Annotated in this window: 15 protein-coding genes; 4 read left to right on the top strand and 11 right to left on the bottom strand. The window is 74.8% G+C overall.

From position 1 onward, the window contains the following. Nucleotides 1-109 precede the first annotated feature (109 nt). The gene (locus E6U81_RS05320; protein ID WP_031148098.1) at nt 110-721 is read left to right on the top strand and encodes a response regulator transcription factor; all 612 of its coding nucleotides are present in this window, start codon (nt 110-112) and stop codon (nt 719-721) included. Between the two features lie 36 nt (nt 722-757). Here the strand turns inward: E6U81_RS05320 and E6U81_RS05315 are convergent, their stop codons facing one another. From E6U81_RS05315 to E6U81_RS05295, 5 genes are all read right to left on the bottom strand, one after another. Beyond that, nucleotides 758-2593: an ABC transporter ATP-binding protein gene (locus E6U81_RS05315; protein WP_136228878.1), complete on the bottom strand. Its 1836-nt coding sequence runs from the start codon at nt 2591-2593 to the stop codon at nt 758-760. Continuing rightward, on the bottom strand, nt 2590-4431 hold the full coding sequence (locus tag E6U81_RS05310; RefSeq protein ID WP_136228877.1) for an ABC transporter ATP-binding protein: 1842 nt from the start codon (nt 4429-4431) through the stop codon (nt 2590-2592). Before E6U81_RS05310 ends, E6U81_RS05315 begins: the two co-directional genes overlap by 4 nt. A 68-nt stretch (nt 4432-4499) precedes the next feature. After that, nucleotides 4500-4634 (bottom strand): SapB/AmfS family lanthipeptide, encoded by a 135-nt coding sequence (locus E6U81_RS05305; protein WP_030655136.1) that lies wholly within the window; start codon nt 4632-4634, stop codon nt 4500-4502. Next, nucleotides 4631-7267, bottom strand: coding sequence for a class III lanthionine synthetase LanKC (gene lanKC, locus E6U81_RS05300; protein ID WP_136228876.1), 2637 nt, complete (start codon nt 7265-7267; stop codon nt 4631-4633). Before lanKC ends, E6U81_RS05305 begins: the two co-directional genes overlap by 4 nt. Before the next feature lie 98 nt (nt 7268-7365). Continuing rightward, nucleotides 7366-7959 carry a VanZ family protein gene (locus E6U81_RS05295; RefSeq protein ID WP_240803647.1) on the bottom strand — a complete coding sequence of 198 codons (594 nt, stop codon included), beginning with the start codon at nt 7957-7959 and terminating at the stop codon, nt 7366-7368. Between the two features lie 85 nt (nt 7960-8044). Between E6U81_RS05295 and E6U81_RS05290 the strand changes: the two genes are divergently transcribed. Further along, nucleotides 8045-8968 carry a YihY/virulence factor BrkB family protein gene (locus tag E6U81_RS05290; RefSeq protein ID WP_240803646.1) on the top strand — a complete coding sequence of 308 codons (924 nt, stop codon included), beginning with the start codon at nt 8045-8047 and terminating at the stop codon, nt 8966-8968. Between the two features lie 83 nt (nt 8969-9051). Here E6U81_RS05290 and E6U81_RS05285 read toward each other — a convergent pair whose 3' ends face one another. Together E6U81_RS05285 and E6U81_RS05280 are read right to left on the bottom strand one after the other, a co-directional pair. Continuing rightward, complete coding sequence (locus E6U81_RS05285) at nt 9052-9411, bottom strand: hypothetical protein (protein WP_136228875.1); 360 nt, start codon at nt 9409-9411, stop codon at nt 9052-9054. A 202-nt stretch (nt 9412-9613) separates the two neighbouring features. Further along, nucleotides 9614-9979 carry a PRC-barrel domain-containing protein gene (locus E6U81_RS05280; RefSeq protein WP_136228874.1) on the bottom strand — a complete coding sequence of 122 codons (366 nt, stop codon included), beginning with the start codon at nt 9977-9979 and terminating at the stop codon, nt 9614-9616. A gap of 195 nt (nt 9980-10174) precedes the next feature. Between E6U81_RS05280 and E6U81_RS05275 the strand changes: the two genes are divergently transcribed. Both E6U81_RS05275 and nadE read left to right on the top strand, forming a co-directional pair. Beyond that, on the top strand, nt 10175-10825 hold the full coding sequence (locus tag E6U81_RS05275; protein ID WP_136228873.1) for an HAD family hydrolase: 651 nt from the start codon (nt 10175-10177) through the stop codon (nt 10823-10825). A 166-nt stretch (nt 10826-10991) separates the two neighbouring features. After that, on the top strand, nt 10992-11822 hold the full coding sequence (nadE, locus tag E6U81_RS05270) for an ammonia-dependent NAD(+) synthetase (protein WP_136228872.1): 831 nt from the start codon (nt 10992-10994) through the stop codon (nt 11820-11822). 466 nt (nt 11823-12288) lie between these two features. Here nadE and E6U81_RS05265 read toward each other — a convergent pair whose 3' ends face one another. The 4 genes from E6U81_RS05265 to E6U81_RS05250 form a co-directional block, all read right to left on the bottom strand. Next, on the bottom strand, nt 12289-13536 hold the full coding sequence (locus E6U81_RS05265; protein WP_136228871.1) for a bifunctional adenosylcobinamide kinase/adenosylcobinamide-phosphate guanylyltransferase: 1248 nt from the start codon (nt 13534-13536) through the stop codon (nt 12289-12291). A gap of 299 nt (nt 13537-13835) precedes the next feature. Beyond that, nucleotides 13836-14615, bottom strand: a complete 780-nt coding sequence (locus E6U81_RS40875) for an IclR family transcriptional regulator C-terminal domain-containing protein (protein WP_240803663.1) — start codon at nt 14613-14615, stop codon at nt 13836-13838. A gap of 923 nt (nt 14616-15538) precedes the next feature. Then, nucleotides 15539-16117, bottom strand: coding sequence for a sigma-70 family RNA polymerase sigma factor (locus E6U81_RS05255; RefSeq protein ID WP_240803645.1), 579 nt, complete (start codon nt 16115-16117; stop codon nt 15539-15541). Then, nucleotides 16114-16338 carry a hypothetical protein gene (locus tag E6U81_RS05250; RefSeq protein WP_136228869.1) on the bottom strand — a complete coding sequence of 75 codons (225 nt, stop codon included), beginning with the start codon at nt 16336-16338 and terminating at the stop codon, nt 16114-16116. The genes E6U81_RS05255 and E6U81_RS05250 overlap by 4 nt, the downstream gene beginning before the upstream one ends. Between the last annotated feature and the right edge of the window lie 277 nt (nt 16339-16615).

The raw sequence follows: 16615 nt of genomic DNA, 5'->3' as shown, positions 1-16615 counted from the left end.
GGCCAAGTTGTCCGTGCGCCCCTGCACGCCCCCCGCAGTGACGTTCCATCTCCCCTGCCCGGGGGCAGCCGCGTGGTGCTGTCGGTTCGTTCACCGAGGAGAGCTCACGATGACGAAGGTCCTGGTCCTGCACAGCGTCAGCCTGGTCCGGTCGGCACTGGCCGCCCTGCTGAGATCGGAAGGGCCTTTCGAGGTCACGTCCGCGGGCTGGCCGAGCGCGGCACGCCGCGCGGAGTCCTTATGCCCGGACGTGACGGTCGTCGATCTCGACTGTCCGGGGACGACGGCCGTGCTGGCCGACCACGGGCGCGGAGCGGACCGCCAGGTCCTCGCGTCTCCTTCCCCCGTACTGGTGCTCGCGTCGACCGGCGCACCCGGTTCGCTGCACCGGGCCTTCCGCGCCGAGGCCCGCGGCTACGTCGACAAGGACGGCTCGCCGGGGCGTCTGGTACGCGCGGTACGACGGGTCGCCGCGGGGGAACGGTTCATAGACGCCTCCCTGGCCTCCGCCTTCATGGAGGCGGATCCCGTACCGCTGAGCCCGCGCGAGCTCAGCGTGCTGGCCCGGGCCGCCGAGGGCGATTCCATCGCCGAGATCGCCCGCACCCTGCACCTGGCGAGCGGGACGGTACGCAACTACATGGCCGCGGCGACCCGTAAGACCGGCGCGCGCAACCTCATCGACGCGATCCGGATTTCCCGGCGGGAGGGCTGGGTCTGATCCACGGCCGCCGCGGGCGGGGCCGGGACCGGCGGGTCATCCGTCTTCGGCGCCGTTCCACTTCCCCACCAGATCGCGGTACAGCGGTGATCTGGCCGGGAGTTCCGCATGGGTGCCGCAGACGGCTCGGGTCCCGTCCAGGACGAGGACCCGGTCGGCGCGGGCCGCGGACGAGACGCGGTGGGCCACGACGACGAGGGTGCCGGGCCGCGCCGCGAGGGCCCGTTCGGCACGCTCCTCCGTACGCGGGTCCAGGTGGCAGGTGGCCTCGTCGAGGAGCAGGAGCGGCGCCGGCGAGAGGTAGGCGGCGGCGAGCGCGAGGTGCTGGCTCTCGCCGCGGGACAGCATCCGGGGCCGCACCTCGGCGTCCAGCCCGCCCAGCCGCTCCACCATGCCGTCCAGCCCGAGGACGGCGACGGCGCGCCGGAGCCGGGCGTCCCCGGACCGGGGGTCGCCCGGGTCCGGGGGGAGGGGGGACAGGTGGGTGAGGTTCTCCCGCACGGTGCCGGTGAACACGTAGGCCTGCTGCGGCAGGAGGGTCCGCCGCGGGTCCGGCCCCCTCGCGTCCGGTGTCCGGCGGGCGGCCGAGCCCGCGACGAGCACGGTGCCGGCGTCGGGTGCGAGCATGCCGGCGAGCAGGGCGGTGAGCGTGGACTTTCCGATGCCGCTCGGTCCGACGACGGCGAGGTGTTCCCCCGGCCGCACGACCAGGTCGAGGCCGTCGAGCACGGGCGCCGCGCCTCGGCCGTAGGCGAAGGTGGCACCACGGAGTTCCGCCGCCGCGGCGGCCGGTGGGACGGCGTGGCCGGGCGGCTGCGGCTTCGCCTCCCCGGCGGCGGCGTCCGCACCGTCCGGGATCTGCTGCGGCGCGGGGTCGCAGAAGCGCTCCAGGACCACCAGCAGGCGGGTACCGGCCGAACCGAGGGCCGTCATCGCCGAGTTGAGGGCCGGCAGCAGAGCCTGCACCAGATACGTGAGACCGCCCGCCAGCGTTCCGGCGGTGATGCCGTGCGCGAGCAGCCAGGGCGCCGCGACGAGCAGGGCGATCACCGGCAGCCGGCCCGCCGTACCCAGCGCCAGGGTCCGCAGGGCCGCCCAGCCCGCGAGCCTGCGTGCCAGCTCCTCCTGGGCCGAGATCAGCGGCTCGACCCGGTCCCGCGCCGCCGTCTGTCCGCCGCATGCGACGACGTCGCGCAGTCCCTCCCCCAGCTCCGCCAGGCGGTCCGCGAGGGCCTCGTCGGTGTCCAGGGACCGGCGTTGTACGGCGGCCATGGGGCGCAGCGTGGCCAGGAAGGCCGCGACGCCGAGCAGCAGTGGCGGCAGCACGATCAGCAGCAGGACCGGGGCCAGGGCCGCCATGCCCGCGAAGGCGCCCACGGCGGTGAACACGAGGGACCGCACCGTCAGGACCAGCCCGGCGAAGGAGTCCCGGGCCATCTCCGTCTGCTGGGTCAGGCGGGCCACGGCGCCCGCGTCGGGCGCCCGTACCGGGTCGGCGACCGCGCGGTCCAGCGCCTGCCGCACCGCCCGCCGGACCAGGCCGTCCCGCAGTGGCTCGACGAGGTCGGCGAGGCCGGCGAACACGCCCCGCAGCGCGCATCCGCCGAGGAGGGCCCCCAGCGCGGCCGCGGCGAGCCAGGCCAGGCCGGTTCCCGTGCGGCCGGCGAGGAAGCCGTCGTCCAGGGCGCGGGCCACGCCGTAGCCACCGAGGAAGGTGTGCACGGACTCCAGGAGCGACCATGCAGCCAGGCGTGCCAGGGCGCTCTTGCGGCTCCGCAGGAACCGCCGGCCCTCGGGGGCCACCCGGCGCCATGTCTCCGTCTCCGTACCGCTCCCCGGCCGCCTCCCCCCGCCCCTGCCCTTCCCGGTCATCGTCCTGCCTCCTGCTTCCGCGGGGGCGCCGGGTGCTCGTCCTTCCCGTCCTCCGAACCCGCGTCCGCATCCGCCTCCGCGTCAGCCGTCGCTTCGGCGGCGGCGAAGACCGTCCGGTAGGCGGGCTCGCGTCGCCACAGATCGGCATGGGTGCCGACGGCCCGCATCCGCCCCTCCTCCAGCCACACGACGAGGTCGGCGCGGACCGCGGACGAGAGGCGGTGGGCGACCACGATCCGGGTCCCCGGCCGGATCCGGCGGGCCAGTGCCCGCTCGACCTCGCGGGCGGTGACGGTGTCGAGGCTGGAGGTCGCGTCGTCCAGTACGAGCAGCCGGCCGGCATGGCAGAACGCCCGGGCCAGTCCGAGGCGTTGCACCTCACCGCCGGACAGCGGCGCGTCGGCGAGGCGCGTCGCGTACCCGTCGGGCAGGCGCCGTACGAACGGGTCGGCGCCCGCTGCGCGGGCCGCGGCCCGGAGCGCCTGCGGCCCGGGGGCGGGCCCCGCGCCGAACCCGATCGCGTCGCCGACCGTGTCGCCGAGCAGTACAGGCCTGTCGAAGGCGTGGCCGACCTCGCGGCGCAGGGCTTGGGCGGTCAGTTCCCGCAGCGGCACGCCGTCCAGCAGCACCTGGCCGGCGTCCGGGTCGGCGAGCCGGCCGGCCACGGCGGCGAACAGCGTCTTGCCGGCGCCGGACCGGCCCACCACCGCCACGGTGCTGCCTCCGGGGATCACCAGGCTGATGTCGTGCAGGACGGCCGATCCGCCGCGCAGGACCCGCACGCCGCGCAGCTCCAGCGTGCCGGGGCCGCCTTCGGGCAGGTCGGCCGGGCCGTGGCCGAGCGGGGGCAGGGCCACGAGGGCCGCGGTCCGCCGGGCCGCGGCCCGGCCGCGGGCCACGGCCGCCAGTGCGCCGGTCACCGCGCCGACGCCGGCCGCGAGGCCCGCGTACCGCAGGGCGGCGAGGAGTTCGCCGACGCCGATGGCCCCGGCCGCCAGGCGGATGCCGCCGACGGCGAGGACCGCGTAGAGGAGCATCGGCATGAGGGCCGTGGACCGGGCCGTCGTGCCGCCGTAGACCTGCCACATGCGCCTGCCCTCGGTGCCGAGTTCGGGCAACCGCGCGAGGATCCGTACGCGTTCGCGGTCGGCGGTCCCGGCGGCCGCGATGGTGCGGGCCCCGGCCAGTGCCTCGACGAGGCGTCCGGCGGTGGCGAGCTGCACCTGCTGGTAGCGGGCGACGCTGGTGAGGGTGTCGCGGGTGAAGGCCCGCAGCAGGAGCACCAGCAGCGGCAGGCCCAGCAGGAAGGCGAGCGCCGTCCACAGGTCGATGAGGAAGAGCGCGGCCACCGCGCCGAGCGGCGGCAGCACTGCGGCGAGGGCGTGTGCGACGGCCGCCGGGACCTTCCCCGCCTCGGCGGCGTGTGCGGTCAGCCGCGCGGCGCTCTCGCCGGGCGCGTGACGGGCCGCGTGGTGCGGGGCGGTGCCCAGCAGCCCGGCGAGGCCGAGCCTGCGCAGCCGGGCGGTGGACCGGCCGTCGACCTCGCCGGTCAGTCGTGCCGCGGCGGCGTCCAGGGCCACTTCGGCCGCGATGACGGCGGCGCACAGCAGGGTCCAGGCGGGGGCGGAGGGGTCCCGGCGCAGCAGCAGGTCCAGGGTGTGGCCGAGGACGGCGGGTTCGGCGAGGGCCGCCGCGGCGGCCGCCACGGTGCATCCGAGGACCGCGGCGGTGCGCCCGCCGCTGTGCCGGGCCGCCGCGAGGAGCGCCCGGTCCGCGCCGCGCGCCAGGTCTGGCTCCGGCTCCTGAGCCGGGGCGGCGGCCACGTCGGGGGGGCTCATCGGCGGATGCCTCCAGAGATGTGGTGCGGGCCCGGGCGGTGAACCGCCCGGGCCCGAGGTGACCCGGGTCAGTTACAGGTCGTGATGCTCAGGCTGCTGTCGCCGCAGAGGAGCAGGCTGGCGCGGCTGCCGCCGCCGGTCATCGCGACCTCGGTGGTCTCTTCCTTCGGGGTCTCCATCGACTGCAGGTCAAGAAGCGTCATGTCAGATTCCTCTTCTCTCGGGTGGTGCGATGGGTCACGGCCCCGGGCGGAGCCGGCTGGTGGGCCGCGGCGCCTCGGCGCAGCGGCGGGAGGAACGGCAGGTGCGCGCGCCCGCCGGGCGCGGCGCTGCCGAGGGCGAGGAGGGCGCCGGCCGTGCCCGTGGTGAGGTCCATGGACAGCCGCATCATCTGCTCGCCGGGGAAGGCCAGATGCCCCTGGTACGGCACGGCGTGCCGGGCCAGTGCGTCGATCTGGCGGGCGATGGCGCCGGGTCCGGTGCCGGGACCCGGCGTGGTGGTCCGGGCCAGGTGCAGAATCATGCCGGCGGCGCCGCGCATCAGCCCGGGCTGGGCGTAGAAGGTGGCCTGCGCCGCCCGTACGATCTCGGTCCGGGCCTGCTCGAAGCGCTCGTCGGGACCGTGCTCCAGCCAGTCGTCGAGGACCATGCCGATGCCGACACTGCCCTCGCCGAGGTACGGCATGGTGCGCCAGCCCTCGTTCACCTGGAGCGTGCCGTAGGCGCTGGTGACGCAGCGGTCGAGGTCGCGGTGGAGCGCGTGGGCGGCCTGGATCAGCAGTTCCTTGTCGCCGGTGCGCTCGTAGAGGCGTACGAGCAGCAGGGCGGGGCCGGAGTTGCCGTACAGGAGGCCCGCGCGGCCGGGGCGCCGGTCCGGGTGGTCGACCAGCTCGGCGCAGTGCAGGGCCGCGGCATGCAGTGTGCTCTCGCCGCTCGCCGTGCCGAGGGCGTCCAGGGCGAGGCCGATGCCGGCGAGGCCGCCGTACAGGTCGGGGCCCGCGCTCTGCCAGGGCTGGTCCAGCAGGCGGTCGGCGAGGGCGAGGGCGCGCTCGCGGTGTCCGAGCCGGTCCAGCGTCCAGGCCGTGCCGGCGAGGCCGTCGTAGAAGCCGAGAGGGGTGCCGGATGCCGGTTGCGCGGTGCGGTCGAGCAGCCACGCCTCGGCCTCCGGCCAGGGCTCGGCGCCGGTTTCGGCGAGGGCGTGGAGGACCCCGGCGATCCCGTGGCCGAAGCCGATGCCTCCGTGGGCGGTCGCGAACTGGGCGATGTCCCCGGGGACGAAGCGGTCCTCGCGGTGCGGGGTGGCGCTCGCCCGCAGGGCCGCGGTCATCGAGGTACGGGCGGCCGGCCACTGCCCGGGCTCTACGGGCAGGTACGGTCCGGGCGGTGCGGGCAGGCGGTCGCCGGGCATGCCCTCCGGTACGCCGGCCAGGATCTCCTCGACGGCTTCGTCGAGGAACCGGCGCGGTACGGGGAACTGCTCGGCGGCGACGGCGGCCAGGTGTGCGGCCTTGGTGCGGTCCAGGACGAACAGGCTGGTCAGCGGGAGGAACAGGGCGAGCCGCAGGCAGGCGAGGGCGTAGCGGTCGACGGCGAATCCGCGCCGCTCGGCCGGGGCGACGAAGGCCGGGTTGGCCACGGTCTGCCGCAGGCCCTCGTCGATGTGCGCGGCGGCCTCGAAGTCCAGCAGGGCGACGGAGGGTTCGCCGGTGTCGTCGTCCTCGGCGACCATGATGTTGAAGAGGTGGAGGTCGTTGAAGACGACCCCTCGGGCGTGGACGGCGTCGACGGCTTCGGTCACCCGCTGGTGGATCTTCAGTGCCCATGCGGTGTAGTCGGCCAGCTCCGCCGGGGCGGGGTCCGCCTCGATCAGGGGGTGGCGGCGGGCGAAGTAGGTGTTGAGCGGTTTGCCGTCGAGGTGTTGCAGGACCAGGAAGTGGTGGTCGCCGACGGTGAAGGTGCCCCGGACGGCCGGTACGCAGTCCAGGCCCGCCAGCCGTTCCAGCGCGGTCCGTTCGCGGTGCAGCCGGGTGACGGCGTCGGCGCCGTCGGCGGCGAGTCCGGCGTGCGGCCGGGCCTCCTTGAGGACCACGCTCTCGCCGGTGCGGCTGTCCTTGCCGAGGTAGACGCCGCCGCCGTTGGAGAAGTGCAGCGCCCGTTCCACCGTGAAGGGGACGCCGGCCAGGGTGACGGCGGAGCGCGCCCGCAGGTGGGGCTCCAGGAAAGCGGGCAGTTCGAGCCACTCGGGCGGCTGGAACGCGGGTCCCCGCCGGTCCGGTACGAGTCGGCCGTCGGGGGTCTCGACGGCCGGGACCAGTTCGCCGTGTTCGCCGTAGCAGTGCCGCAGGGTGAAACTCCCGTAGCGCAGGTGAACCGGTCCCGCGCCCCAGCGCAGATCGCTGAGGATGTACGGGCCGGCCGCGCCGCCGAGTGCGGCGTCGAGGTCCTGCGCGATCCGCCGGCACTGCTCCTCGTCGGCGGGGTAGACGGTGATGAACTTCCCGCTCGCCGCGCGGTCGGCGTACTTGGCGTTGCGCAGGTGGAGCAGGTGGCGGCTCGGTATGAACTTGAAGGCGATGTCCCGCTCGGTGCAGTACGCGTACACCGTGGTGAGCACCGACTCGGCGTTGTCGAGCGTGGCCGAGACGTGTATCTTCCAGCCCTGGGCGGGCAGTTCGGCGCCGACGGGGCGCAGGGCGAGCCAGTCGCCGCTGCGGTGCGAGCGCCAGCCCGACGGGACGGGGGCGAGGGCGGGCGGGTAGCTCTCGCCGGCCCGCCGGTACGGCGCGTCGTAGAACCAGCGGTCGGCGTCGCAGTAGGCGGCGTACCCCTTGTTCACACCTGCTCCCTCGGTCGGTGGCAGACCCGACCGTGTCACGCCGGGCGCGGGGGCCGACAGTCACCGCTGTCACCGATGGGGTGTGCAGTACTCACGAGTCACGAAGGACGGCGGTGCCACCAGTGCCGGCGGCGCGGGTGCACGGCGCGGCCCAGCCGCAGGCCGATGAAGAGGTAACCGAGGAGCGCTCCGGCCGTGTTGAGGATGACGTCGTCGATGTCGAAGACGCGTCCGGTGACGAGGGCGCCCTGGATCAGTTCCACCAGCGTCATCAGGCACACGGTCACCGCGGCGACCCGCAGCAGTCCGCGGGCGGGCGGCAGCAGGACGGGCAGGAGCACGCCGAACGGGACGCCGAGCAGCAGGTTGCCGCCCAGTTGGCGGGCCGCTTCGAGCGTCGACGCGTTTTCCAGGTAGGCCTCGATCGAGCTGCCGGGCTGGAGGTTGCTGTGCACGAGGTCCGCCGAGGCGGCGGACGGCTCCAGCGTCAGCCGGGCCAGGACCACGCTGAACAGGACGGTCCCGGCGAAGGCGGCCAGCATGGCCAGCGCCCGCACGGCCGGGTGGGTCGGGCCCGCCCGGCGGGCCGGGGAGGTCGGGGAGGCCGGGAGGTTCTTCGTCGCGGGCAAGGTGACCGGCCGCACCGCTTCCTGCGGCTCTTCGTCGCGCCTTCGCGCGTGGCTCCATGTCATGGCAGGCCGTGTACCCGGCGGACGGGCCGGTACGCAGATGCCCCGCGGGCGCATGGGCGCGGGCCCGGGAGGGCACGCGCACGGGGTGACCGACATCCCCCGCACCGCCCCACGCCGAGGCGGTCCGCCCGCCACCGCCGGCCCCGCGCCCGCCGCTGCCGGCACCGCCAGCGCCCTCGCGGCGCGCACCCGCGCTGAGTTGCGGCGTACGGCCGTCCGCGTCTGGACGGACAACCTGGCCGACCACGCGGCCGCCCTCACCTACTACGCCCTGCTCGCGCTGCTGCCCGCCCTCGTCATAGCCGTGTCCGTCGTGGGGCTGCTGGGCGGGGCGCGGCGCGAGAGCCTCATCGCCGACCTGACCGCGTACGCGCCCCCGCAGTCCGCGCAGGTGCTCCGCGAGGCGCTGGGCGGCCTTCCGGAGGGGCAGTCGTCGATGTGGGCCCTGCTGCTCGGCGGGGTGGTGAGCGCGCTGTGGTCGGCGTGCAGCTACCTGGCGGTGTTCCGCCGGGCCCTGCACACCATGCACCGGGTGCCGGACACGCGGCGTCCGCTGCGTGCCGCGCACACACTGGTCGTCCACGCGGGGCTGCTGCTGGTGCTGCTCGTCGTCGGCGCGGTGGGGCTGGTCGTGTCCGGGCCTCCGGCGCGTTGGACCGCGCGGGCCGTCGGATGGAGCGGCCCGGAGGCCGTATCGCTGCTGCGCTGGCCCGTGCTCCTGGTGGTCGTGACGCTCCTGGTGCTGGTCCTGTTCCGGACCGGCCCGGTCCAGAGCCGGGGCACCCGGCGGGGCCTGCCGGGCGGGGTACTGGCGGCCCTGCTCTGGCTGGCCGCCTCGGGGCTCTTCACGCTGTACACGCAACTGGACACGTACGGCCGCCTGTACGGGTCGCTGGCCGGGATCGTGGTCTTCGTGATCTGGCTCTGGTTCGCCAACCTGGCCCTGCTCACGGGCGCGCAGTTCAATGCCGAGCGGGCACGGAAGCCGGCGGCCGGGCCGCAGGGCTGAATGCCGGCGGCCCGGCGGAGCCGCCGCGCCCGGCACGGCCCGACCGGGCCGTGCCGGGCCGAGCCGGCCTCGGACGCCCTACTTCACTTCGCGCGCCGTGCCCGTCGGGAGCGCCGCGCGATCACGGCGGCGGTCAGTACGCCGGCGGCCGTGGCCAGCGCGGTGCGGTGGCCGCGCGCCAGGGTCGTGGCCCGGCCGGCCTTCGCCCGGACGGAGTCGAGGTTCCCGTGCCCGGTGAGCCGCCCGGCGCGGGCGGCCGTGTCCCGGACGCGCGTCGCCGTCCGGAACGCCCCCGCGAGGACGGGATCCGGCGTCTTGTCCTCGACGAGCCGCCCGACGTGCACGGCGGTGTCCCGCAGCCGGCCGGTCGCGCGAGCGACCTGCCGCCGCAGCTCCGTCGGGGTGGGGACGGACTTGTCGTTCGCGTGCGGTATCAGCGTCATGGGGCTTCCCTCTCCTGGGAGTTGTCCGCGTTCGGGTCTCTGCTGCGCGGGTACCCGGCAACGGCCCGATCACGCGCGCGGGCCCGGGGAGTCGGTGTGCCGTACGGCGGCAGTCGGAGCTCCCCGTCGGGACGCGGCACGGCCGTGGGCCCGAACTCGGGGAGTTCGGGCCCACGGCCTCGGAGCGGTCGGACTCGGCCGGTCAGAGCGGCGGGAGGCCGAACCGGGTGGCGGCGTAGTAGGCGCCGAGTTCCTGGTGGTAGTTCCGGTCGCCGAGGTGCTGGTCCCGGTGGAACTCGGGGGCGTCCTTGATCTGGCCCTTGGTGCGGTCGACGTAGAGCGTCCGCGCCTCCGGGTCGATGCTGACGACGGTGCTCGCCGGCAGCAGGACCTCCTTGCCGAAGATCCAGACCCCGGTGTCCACGACCAGGTAGGCGTCACCGACCTCGTCGGAGTGCTTGTCCACCTTGCCGATGCCGCCGTCGGTCGCCTCGACCTTGTAGCCGGTCAGATCGGTACCGGCCAGGTGGCCCGAGGTCGACTTGTAACTCCACACATGCTCAGTCACGCGGAAACAACTCCTCCGATGGACGGGGGACGGCGGGGATGCCCCGGCCGTCCGTCCTTCTTCGTCTGTCGTGCTGGGGTGTTCGTTCTCCCCGTGGACTCCGCCTGCCCCGCCTCCGGCACCTCATGCATGCGGACGCAACCCCTCCGTCCGCGTGGGGGACGACCCGGCCGCGCAGGACTCTATGCTGCGGGAATGATCAAGCCGATTGAACTCGTCATATTCGACTGCGACGGCGTGCTCGTCGACACCGAACGCATCGCGACGCGCGTCCAGATCGCCCTGGGGGCGGAGCTGGGGTGGCCCCTCACCGAGGGCGACGTGATCGAACTCTTCATCGGGCGCTCCAACGCCTCCGTGCACGAGCAGGTCGCGGCCCGGCTCGGCGGGGCGACGGCCGACGTCTGGGCGAAGCGGTTCGAGCAGCTGCACCGCGAGGCGGTGGACGCCGGCCTCACCCCCGTCGACGGCCTGCCCGAGGCGCTCGACGCGATCACCCTGCCGACCTGCGTCGCCTCCAGCGGCTCGCACGAGAAGATGCGCCACACCCTGGGCCGCACCGGGCTCTACGACCGTTTCGCGGGCCGCATCCACAGCGCCACGGAGGTCGCCCGCGGCAAGCCGGCCCCGGACCTGTTCCTGTACGCGGCGCAGCGGATGGGCGTCGATCCGGCGGCCTGCGTGGTGGTCGAGGACAGCCGGCCGGGTGTCGAGGCGGCCCGCGCCGCCGGGATGCGGTCCCTCGGCTACGCGGGCGGGATGACACCGGCCGGCCGGCTCGAAGGCCCGGGGACGCACGTGTTCCACGACATGCGGGACCTGCCCGGTCTCATCGCGGCGGGATGACGCGGGACCGCCGTCCACCGGCCCCCCCCCTGCGCGCCGCCGGCACGGCCCTTGAGCAGGGCCGCGCAGCCTTTCCTCTAGAGTGCTTTCCGGCCCCCCTCTTCGCGCCCGCGGCCCGCCCCGCGGCACGAACCGACCTGTCCGCGGGCCCGACCGAGGAGCAATCGTGACCGACCAGGCGTCCATAACGCTGCAGCAGGAGATCGCCCGGGACCTCCAGGTGAGCGCGTCCTTCGACGCCCAGCAGGAGATCGAGCGCCGCGTGGCCTTCCTCGCCGACCGGCTGATCTCCACGGGCCTGCGCTCGCTGGTCCTCGGTATCAGCGGCGGTGTGGACTCCACGACGGCGGGCCGGCTGTGCCAGCTCGCGGTCGAGCGGGTGCGCGCCACGGGTCAGGAGGCGACGTTCTTCGCGATGCGGCTGCCGTACGGCGTGCAGGCGGACGAGTCGGACGCGCAGCTGGCGCTGGAGTTCATCCGGCCCGACCAGGTCCTCACCGTGGACGTGAAGGCGTCGAGCGATGCCGCGCTGGAGGCGGTGCTGGCCGGCGGCACGGTCTTCCGTGACGCGCACCAGCAGGACTTCGTGCACGGCAACATCAAGGCCCGCCAGCGCATGGTCGCCCAGTACGCGGTCGCGGGCGCGCACGCGGGTCTCGTGGTGGGCACGGACCACGCCGCCGAGGCGGTGTCGGGCTTCTTCACCAAGTTCGGCGACGGCGCGGCCGATGTGGTTCCGCTCACGGGCCTGACCAAGCGGCGGGTCCGGGCCACGGCCGAGGCGCTGGGCGCCCCGTCCTCGCTGATCTGGAAGACCCCGACCGCGGACCTGGAGACGCTGAAGCCGGGTCTGGCCGACGAGGACGCGCTCGGCGTCACCTACGACGACATCGACGACGTGCTGGAGGGCAAGCCGGTGGACGCGGCCGCCCTCGACATCATCGTCAACCGCTACCGCGCCACCGAGCACAAGCGGCAGCTGCCGATCGCCCCCTGAGCCGGCCCGGTCCCTCGGACTCCCGGCCACGACGTCGGGTGGGCGGTGCACGTCAGCGGCAGCACCCACCACTCCTCGTCGCCGTCGAGGAACCGGGTCACCGCCGCGGCCCTCCTCCCGTCGGTCCCTGAGCTGGGCGCCGGGGATGGTGTCGGCGAGCTCGTGGTGCAGTCGGGTGGAGGTGAACCGGTCCTGGGTGGTGGAGATGGCCAGGGTGGGTGCCGTGATGTGCGGCAGGTCGCCGCGGACATCGGCTCGGGGGGCCAGGTCGGCGGGTTCGGGGGTGCCGTCGGCGATACCGGCGGCGGTGAACCCGATCGCCTGCCGGAGCTCCTCGGCCGACATCGCCTCCAGTGCGTCGGCGCCCAGGGCCATCATCGTGAGGTACTCGGCCGGTACTTCGCGGTCGCCCGATTCGGCCAGCTTGCGCCAGATCGGCAGGGCGAGGGCGAGGTGGACGCGGTGGTCACCCCTTCAGGGCCAGCACCTGCCCGGCGACCACCAGGAGCACCTCCTCGCAGGTCCCGCCCACTGCCGCGTTGAGCCAACCGAGCTCGTCGCGGTACCGCCGCTGCCAGGCGGTGCCGGGTTCGACCCCGGATCCCACCTCGCTGCTGACCAGCACCACCCGCCGCCGGGCTGCCCGTACGGCGGCCGCCAGCTCGGCCGACCGGGCACGCAGTTTTTCCTGGCCGCCCCCCAGCCAGGCCGTGTCGTTCCCGGCGTCGAACTGCTCCATGGAGTCGGCCAGCCACGACGCCAGGCAGTCGATCAGCAGCGGCGGACCGTCCTCGGCGAGCAGCGGGAGCAGGTCGCGGGTCTCCACCGTCCGCCAGTGGGCGGGGCGGCGCTCCCGGTGAAGGTGCACGCGGTGCACCCAGTCCGGGTTCCCGTCGCGGCCGCCTCCGGTGGCGGCGTACACCACGTCCGGGTGGGCCTCCAGGCAGCGCTCCGCCTGGAGGGACTTCCCCGAGCGGGTACCGCCCACCACCAGGGTCCGGCGGGGCACGGCCGGGTCCTGGACCGGCCTGCCGGCGAGCACCGTGGTCCCGTCCGGCACGGTCCGGGAGCCGGCCGCCACGCAGCGGCGGGCCAGTTCGGCGCCGAGCGGGTCGTCGTGGTCGAGGTGCACCGCGATCACGTCGGTGCCGGGGCCGACCGCGCCGGAGGCCCGCAGCCGGGCCAGCGCCTCCGGGCGGCCCAGTACGTCCGCGAGGACCACCTCGTACGGGCGTTCCGCGCCCCGGTCCGCCCGGTCCGCGCGCTCCTCTCCGCCCGGGACCGCCGCGGTGGGTCCGGCGGGGGCCGCACCGGGCGGCAGGTACAGGGCGCGGGCGCCGTCGGGGCCGGTCACCGCGTAACCGGTGCCCGGTCCGTCGACGGAGACCGCCCGCACCCGGTGCCCGGAAGACGTCGCAAGCCGCTGCCCGGCGGGCAGCCGAGCCGCCGGGGGCAGGCCGGGCAGTGGCCCTCCGGCCGGGCCGGCCTCCTCGGGGCGGGCCGCCAGCACGTACCGGATCCCGGACGGTGCGTGCCCGGCCCGGGCGGCACCCGCACCGGCGCCGGGCGTCGCGTCGAGGAGCAGGACCCCGTCCACGAGGACCGCCGCCGCGGCACGGGCGTGCGGGCCGACGGAAGCGGCGCAGCCCGCACAGGGGCAGCCAGGGCGGGGCAGCCCCTCGGGGGCGGCGGTGCCGAGCAGGGTGAGTTCCACGGGTGGTCCTTCCGGAGGGGGGCGGGCCGGGAGGCGGGAAGGCACTCCCATTCCCCGCCGGTGCGTCGCCGGCCCTTCCAGGGAAAGCGCCCCGCCCTGCTGCCCGCGTCCTCCGAACGGTCCCGGGGCGGGACGAACCCTGGGATGTGCGGCCGCCGTCCCGGTTCCCCGATGACCTGATCACGCTCCGCAGCGTGCGGCTGAATCGCAAGGCGGAGGGCCACGGCCCGTACTGGACGTACTTGCGTGGGGGTGCCGTTCCGGGCGCCGCGACACGGTGAACCTTTCCGGTCACAGCACTAGGCGGAGGTGGACAGGATCGTGTCCTCGGGCCGGCGGGCCGTGGGGCGGGTGCTGCCGGCGACGATGAGCGCGAGTAAGACCGCGGCCGCCTCGCTCTGCAGGATCCGGGCGGCCTGCTTCAGCCGACCCGGATCGGGGACGGGGATGGACAGGGCCACGCATTCCGGGTTGGGGCCGGCGGTGATCGGCACCGCCGCGCAGACCGTGCCGAGGGCGTACTCCTGGAGGTCGAGGAGGGGCGTGTTGGGCGGGCGGTCGTCGAGTTGTCGGAAGAGGACCTGCCAGGTGGTGAGGGTGTGGTTCGTGAAGGCGGTGAGCCGGTGGCGGGACAGGTGGTCCCGCCGGTCCTCATGGTCCAGTTGGGCCAGCAGCGCCTTGCCCACGGCGGAGGCGTGGGCGGCGGCGCGGAAGTCGACCCACTCCTCGACGGCGGGGGCGGCCGGGCCGTCCGCGTACTGGGTGATGGCGACCTCGCCGTCGGTGTACCGGGCGACGTAGACGGCGGCGCCGACGGCGTCCCGCACCCAGGCCAGGGTCTCGCGCAGGTGCCCGCGGCCCTCCGCCCCGTCCGTCTCGCTCAGCAGGAGGGCATGGCCGGCGACGTAGGCGTCCGGCCCGATCGGCGTGACCAGGTTGGCGCGGATCAGCTGCTCCACGGCCCGGGCGAGGACCAGTTGCGGCAGTTTCGTCTCTCGGGCGATCTGTGTCAGGTTCACCCCGCCCGAGTGGCGGTTGACGACTTCCAGGACGCGCAGTGCCTGGTGGACGGATTCCAGCGCCGCCGGGGCCGTCCGTCCCTCGGGGGACGTACGGGCCGCATGGGTCAACTGCGGCTGCTTCAGCGCTTCGAGTGCCCACCCGTTCGCCTGCTGAGTGAGGTGGAGGGGGTTGAGCCGGGCGTTCTGCGCGACGGCCACGGCGACCTGCGGCCCGGGCGTGAAGATCTCCCCCAGGTCGGGGTGCTCCCTGCGCGGGCGCGCCGTGAGCGCCTGCCGCAGTCGTGCGGGGAGCCGCAGCGGCGGCCTGGCGGACCCGCCCGGCCTGCCGGTCAGTGAGGTGAGGTCCTGGGTGGTGATGGGCGGGGACGTCCAGATGACGGAGGCCCCGAGGGCATCTTCGAGGTCGTGCGGGATCTGTGGCAGGGGCGGCAGGTGCTCGTCGGGCGGCAGGAGGTGGGCCTGGCGTTTCCAGTACCGGGCGGTCGCGACCTCGGCGCGCGACAGGTGGTGGAGGTAGAGGCAGCGGGCCGCGGTCTGCGAGCCCGCCCCCGCGGCGTACTGGAACCAGAACTGCGCTCCCTCCGTCCGGTCGGCGAGGTGCAGCAGGCAGCCGAAGAGCAGCGCCGAGTCCATGCCGTGGGGCCAGGAGTCGACGGCCAGGGCGAGTTGGGCGAAGTCCCGGCTCTCCACGAGGCACCAGGTGAGGTCGTCGAGGCCGCGGGCGGCCCGTACGTGGCAGGCGGCGTCGAGGACCAGTTCGTCGGTCTCGGCCGGGGCGGCCCGTCCGCGCGCGGCCGCGGACGCGCCCGCCGTGGCCGTTCCGGTCGCCGCGCGGGCGCGGTCCGCGGCGATCCGGCGGGCGATGCGGCGCCGGGCCGCGCCCTCGTCGTATCCGGCGTACTCCTCCGCGAGCACCGTCGCGTCCGCCAGGGACGCGTCCAGTTCACACAGCGGCATGTCGCGGTGGCGTGGCATGTCGCTCACTGGTCCTTCTCCTCTCCGGGGATCCAGTCCACCCCGAGTTTGCGGGACAGGCTTCGGCGTGCGCCGCGGATGTGCGATCGGACGGTGGCGGGGGAGATCCCCATCATCCGGGCGACCGTGTCGCAGTCGTTGCCCAGCAGGAAGGCGAGCAGCACCACGTCGTACTGCCGCTCGGACAGGCCCGCGATCGCCGCGTACAGTCCGAGTTTCGACTCCAGCAGCTCCAGCCGTTCCCGGGAGGAGCGGCGCAGTGCGGCGAACCAGGCCGTCTCGACCATGGCCACCTGCCGGCCCAGCACGGACAGCCGCCGCTCGACGTGCTCGCGCAGCACGGCCCAGGCGAAACCGTGCAGGCTCGCCTCCTTCAGCGCCTGGCGCCACACCTTCAGCAGGAAGGTGAACACGTCGTCGACGACTTCCTCGGCGTCCTTGGGGTTGCCCAGCTGCAGGTGGGCGTAGCGCAGATAGGCGCGGTGCTGCTGGGAGTGGAAGGCCGTGAACTCCACCGGCAGTACGCCGGCCAGTTCGCTGGAGACCGCGCGGTCTCCCGATGGGTCGAATTCTCCTTCGTTCATACGCTCCCCCACAGCTGCTCATCGCCGCCCGCCGGGGTGGCGGGGACCTGGCGGTGTCGGGCCGCGGGCGCGGTTGGCGGGCAGCCGGCGGATGGCTCGCCGGTACCTCTTTCCGCCCCGGGGCCCGGCAGGCGCATCCGCGCCCGGAACACATCGATCACGACAACGCCGACCACGGTGGTGACCAACAGCGCGAGGGTGAGCGTCTCGGCGACATTCACGTAGGAGCGAACCTTCCCAGTGGAGTGTGCGTAACCGGCCGCCTGCCCCCGCACCAGCGGCCGTGGAGCGCCGGGCGCTCCCAATCACCACCCCATCGGAAAACGCGCCCGATCGTGCAAGCCGGTCCCCGGAAATCCCGGAAACGAAGCGCATTCGCTTCTGCGCACGCCCCCGGCCCCCCGCGCACGCCCCCGATCGGATGGCTCGGTGACCCGATCCGGTGGGACATGTACGGACTCTCCCCGCCCCGGGGCCTGTTGCCTTCATGGTGGGTCC

This window comes from Streptomyces sp. A0592 (assembly GCF_004795115.1).
In the GTDB taxonomy this organism is placed as follows: domain Bacteria; phylum Actinomycetota; class Actinomycetes; order Streptomycetales; family Streptomycetaceae; genus Streptomyces; species Streptomyces erythrochromogenes.
This window is presented reverse-complemented; position numbering and strand designations above follow the sequence as displayed.

Coding starts and splice junctions, on each gene's coding strand:
- E6U81_RS05255 (WP_240803645.1), bottom strand. CDS start 16,117: ATGAACGAAGGAGAATTCGACCCATCGGGAGACCGCGCGGTCTCCAGC.
- E6U81_RS05305 (WP_030655136.1), bottom strand. CDS start 4,634: ATGACGCTTCTTGACCTGCAGTCGATGGAGACCCCGAAGGAAGAGACC.
- E6U81_RS05320 (WP_031148098.1), top strand. CDS start 110: ATGACGAAGGTCCTGGTCCTGCACAGCGTCAGCCTGGTCCGGTCGGCA.
- E6U81_RS05310 (WP_136228877.1), bottom strand. CDS start 4,431: ATGAGCCCCCCCGACGTGGCCGCCGCCCCGGCTCAGGAGCCGGAGCCA.
- E6U81_RS05285 (WP_136228875.1), bottom strand. CDS start 9,411: ATGACGCTGATACCGCACGCGAACGACAAGTCCGTCCCCACCCCGACG.
- E6U81_RS05315 (WP_136228878.1), bottom strand. CDS start 2,593: ATGACCGGGAAGGGCAGGGGCGGGGGGAGGCGGCCGGGGAGCGGTACG.
- E6U81_RS05275 (WP_136228873.1), top strand. CDS start 10,175: ATGATCAAGCCGATTGAACTCGTCATATTCGACTGCGACGGCGTGCTC.
- E6U81_RS05295 (WP_240803647.1), bottom strand. CDS start 7,959: ATGACATGGAGCCACGCGCGAAGGCGCGACGAAGAGCCGCAGGAAGCG.